The 4453-nt window shown below is 70.6% G+C and carries 3 protein-coding genes; 2 read left to right on the forward strand and 1 reads right to left on the reverse strand.

The features are described 5' to 3' along the window. Positions 1-160: 160 nt before the first annotated feature. Entirely contained in the window at positions 161-2539 is a 2379-nt protein-coding gene (locus VF139_01470) for a SpoIIE family protein phosphatase (GenBank protein ID HEX6850045.1), read from the reverse strand. Between the two features lie 156 nt (positions 2540-2695). Between VF139_01470 and VF139_01475 the strand changes: the two genes are divergently transcribed. Then, positions 2696-2983, forward strand: a complete 288-nt coding sequence (locus VF139_01475) for a hypothetical protein (protein ID HEX6850046.1) — start codon at positions 2696-2698, stop codon at positions 2981-2983. Positions 2984-2986: 3 nt separating this feature from the next. Then, a partial coding sequence (locus tag VF139_01480; GenBank protein ID HEX6850047.1) for a transporter substrate-binding domain-containing protein occupies positions 2987-4453 on the forward strand: 1467 nt, incomplete at its 3' end.

Below are 4453 nucleotides of genomic sequence, written 5' to 3' on the forward strand. Positions count from 1 at the left end.
ACGTCGCGATCGAGCGTGGTGTCGGTCGCGCGCCAGACCTCGCCCATGCCTCCTTCTCCGACCTTGTCGAGGAGGCGGAAGTGCAGGAGGGTCGACGCGGGCTGGTTCATGGGCGGCGCATCATCCTATGAAACGGCGCCGGCGCACCGGGAACACTTCGCTAGGTCCCCCGCACCACGACGACCGTCCGGTCGTCGACGAGGGGGGCGCCGCCGGTGTGCGCGTTCACCGACGCGAGGATCGCCTCCAGGATCTCGGTCGCCGTCCCGCCGCGCGCGGCGGCGACGCACGCCGCCAGCCTGGTGTTTCCGAAGAACTCGCCGTCCGTCCCCTCCGCCTCGGTCAGGCCGTCGGAGTACAGGACGAGCACGTCCCCTTTCGAAAACGGCTCGGACGCGGTGCGGTACGTGCGGTCGGGGAGGACGCCGAGGGGTGTTCCCCCTTCGCGCAGCCACGCGACCGTCCCGTCGGTGCGCACGATCAGCGGGGGCTCGTGCCCCGCGCACGCGTAACGCACCGTGTCGGACGGGCGGTCGACGATCCCGTAGAACAGGGTCACGAAGCGGTTCGGCTCGATCTGCTCGGCGATCAGGCGGTTGATCCGCGAAAGGCTCTCGTCGACCTCGACGCCGATCTGCGCCTCGGCGCGCAGGACCGCGACGACGTTGGACATCAGGAAGGCCGCGGGGAGGCTCTTGCCCGAGACGTCGCCGACCGCGAGGCCCAGGCTCCCTTCGCCGAAGGGGAGGAAATAGAACAGGTCGCCGCCGACGACGCGGCTCGGGAACGAGACCCCCGCGACGTCGAGCCCCGCGACGGTCGGCGATCCCTGCGGCAGCAGCCGCTGCTGGATGGAGCGCGCCGCCTCGAGGTCGGCCTCGAGCCGTTCCTTCTCGACGAGCTCACCCCGCTGCCGTTTGAGGTTGGCCGCCATCGCGTTGAGGGCGCCGGCGAGACGCGACAATTCGTCCTTCCCCGGCACGGGGACCCGATAGTCGAGGTCCCCGCCTCCGATCCGGTCGGCGCCCCGCTCGAGCGCCCTCACGTCGTCGACGACCGTCTGGACGATCGACCGCCCCGTGCGCACCGCGAGCCCCTCGACGATGCCGAGCACCAGGCCGAGCCCGCCGAGGAGCAGGAACGGCACCGCGTTCGACACGAGAAGGTAGGGGTTCCGCCGGATCGCCGTGAGCGCCTGCTTCAGGGAGCCGCGCACGGTCATGCCGACCGCGCCGCGCCGACCCTCGTCGTCGGTCTCGCGCCAGTTGCCGATCGGGAGGAACAGGCGGGACAAGGGGAACTTGCGGCGCGCGAGGTCCGTTCGCCCCGGCGTCTCCGGGGCGTAACCGGGGGTGCGGACCTTCGCCGCGGGCTGCGTCGCCTCCGCGTCGCGGAAGGAGACGACGACCGAGCCGAGCTTCACGCTCGGCATCTCGCGGAGCTCCACCTCGACGAGCGCGCGCTCGCCGTAGCGGGCGAGCCAGGTCTCGTCGAGGGGGATCCACGCTTCCGCCGCGCCCCGGCGCGCGACGAGGTGGAACCGTCCCTCGACGACGAGGAGCCCCTCCGCTTCGGACGCCGGGTCGCCGGGGAACGACGGTGGGGCGACGAACGACTCCGGGTCGCTCGCGGCTACCTCGGGGCCGCGCCGGATGAGCGCGGCCCCCACGGCGTCTTCGCCGAGTGCGAGCCGGGCCTTCGCGGCGGCCTCGTCGAACGGCCGGTCCTCGAGAAGGAGCGTCGCCGCGGCCGACGCGCGGTCGAGCGTCCGCTCCATCGCCTGGCGGGCGTCCGTGGCCTTGTGGAGCCCGTACCCCAGGACGATGACCGCGGTGACGGTGAGGGTCGAGAAGAACGCGGGGATCGATCGCGTGAGGGTGTGGTTGACGGCGAAGCGCCGCGCCAGCGGCAGCGTGCGCAACCCGACGGGCAGCAGGAGGAAGCGGAAGAACGCGACGACCAGCTGCACGCGGAACAGCGCGAGGGCGACGCGAAGAAACTGGACGATCGGATGGCCCGGGTCCTGCGCCTTGACGACCCCCTCGAGCTGCAGCCCGATCTGGAGCGTGTCGAGCCCGGCGACGCCGGTGGGGTCGAGGGTGGTGAGCGCCGCGATGGGGAGCGAGAGCACGAGGCCGAGGGCGCGCCGCCAGCCGGCGAGTTCCTTCGGCCAGTCGAGCCTGACGACGACGACGAGCAGCACGACCCAGCCGACGACGCGCAGGGCGACGGGGCCGAAGGTCATCAGGGACGCGGAGGCGACGAGGAACCAGAACCGCCCCCTGGGCCCCTCCGACGCGCGGACGATCGAGACCCAGGCCGCGAAGGCGGCGAGGAGCAGCAGCGCACGAGCGCCGTGGACGGCCCCCCCGGCCGCCGCGCCGCCCGCCGGGGCGAGCCACGCGAGGAGCGACTGCCCAACGAGCGCCGCGGCCACGATCGCGAGCGGCGCATCGAACGGCGCGCGGGCGACGCGCGGGCGGCGGAAGAGGGCGAAGGCGGCGACGGCGAGGATCGAAAGTTCGAGAAGCCAGCGCACGAACGGGGCCTCCGAGCCGAGAATGCAGGGTACAACGGGCCCCCGGCGAAACCACGGCTTCGTTGGCGCGCGGACGACAAGAAAGCCCGGGGAACGTGGAAGCGCCGATCGGGGGTAAGCTTCCCGCCGAGCGGTCCATCCGAAGGAGGAGATGTGATGATGCGTCGATCCCGGTTCGTGTTCGGCATCCTTCCCGCCGTCTGCTTCGTCGTCGGGCTCGCGGCGCTCGGCCTTCCCCCGGCGAGCGCGGAACCCCCCGATTTCTGCCCGCAACCTTCGGGCCCTCCGGGTCTCGAGTGCCGCGGGTGCCCGACCTTCGAGGATCCCGTGGTGTGCACGGTGCTCTGCGCCGGCGGGCACACGCAGAAGACCTTCACCAATGCGTGCTTCGCGTCGTGCAGCGGGTACCGGATCGTCGGAGAGTGCGTCCGGACCGGGGGTTGATGGATGCGATGCGCCGCGACCCGGATCGGGGCCGCCTTCGCCTTCTCGGCCCTGGCGACCCTGACGGGTTGCGGTGAGCCGAAGCCGCCGGCCCCGGCGGAGCCGGCACCGGTCACCACGCCCGTCGAGGAGGCGGAGGCGCCGCTCCCGCCCTCCGAGCTCGAGACGCAGCTGCCGCCCGCCGTGCTCGAGGGTGTCCTGAAGGCGTTCACGGGCGACCTCGACGCGATGGTCAAGCGGCGGGTCGTGCGGATCGGAGTCACGTTCAACCGCACGTTCTACTTCGTGGACAGGGGCGTGCAGCGCGGCGTGTCGTACGAATACGGGCAGCTCGTCGAGGAGCGGCTCAACAAGCACTTCAAGACCAAGGCGGCCGACAAGATCCACGTGGTCTTCGTGCCGCTGCCGCGCGAGATGCTGCTCTCGGCCCTCGTCGAGGGACGGGTCGACCTCGTCGCCGCCCAGGTCACGGTGCGGCCCGAGCTCGAGAAACACGTGGACTTCACGAACGCCACCCGGACGAACGTCCGCCAGGTCGTCGTCACCGGCCCCGGCGCGCCGGCGATCGCCTCGGTGGACGATCTGTCCGGCAAGGAGGTCTTCGTCCGGGAGAAGAGCGCGTATCACCAGAGCCTGCTCGCGCTCAACGAGACGTTCGTGGCGGGGGGCAAGCCGCCGATCGCGATTCAGGCCGCGCCGCCCAGCCTCGAGGACGACGACCTGCTCGAGATGGTGAACGCCGGCCTGATCCCCGCCATCGTCGTCGACGACTACCTCGCGAATTTCTGGAAGAAGGTCCTGCCGGAGATCGCGGTCCACGAGAACGTCGCCGTGCACAGCGGCGGCAAGCTCGCCATCGCCATCCGCAAAAACAGCCCGCAGCTCGCCTCCGCCTTGAACAAGTTCATGGGCAACTACGGGCTGGGAACGTCCTTCGGAAACCAGATCGAGCGCAGGTACCTCGTCGAGACCAGGTACGCGAAGAACGCCACCTCCGAGGCCAGTCGCAAGAAGTTCCAGCAGGTCGTCGACCTCTTCAGGAAGTACAGCGACCGGTACGACATGGACTTCCTGCTGATGGCGGCGCAGGCGTACCAGGAGTCCCAGCTCGATCACGCGGCGCGCAGCCGCGTGGGCGCCATCGGCATCATGCAGGTCATGCCGGCCACCGGTCGGGAGCTGAAGGTCGGCGACATCCGGCAGCTCGAGCCGAACATCCACGCCGGCGTGAAGTACGTTCGGAAGACGATCGACACGTACTTCAAGGACGAGCCGATGGACGCGCTGAACAAGGGGCTGTTCGCCTTCGCGTCCTACAACGCGGGGCCCAACCGCGTCCGCCAGTTGCGGGAGCTGGCGGCCAAGCGCGGGCTCGACCCGAACGTGTGGTTCGGGAACGTCGAGCAGATCGCCTCCGAACGGATCGGACGCGAGACGGTGACCTACGTCGCGAACATCTACAAGTACTAC

Source organism: Candidatus Polarisedimenticolaceae bacterium (assembly GCA_036376135.1).
Classification (GTDB): domain Bacteria; phylum Acidobacteriota; class Polarisedimenticolia; order Polarisedimenticolales; family DASRJG01; genus DASVAW01.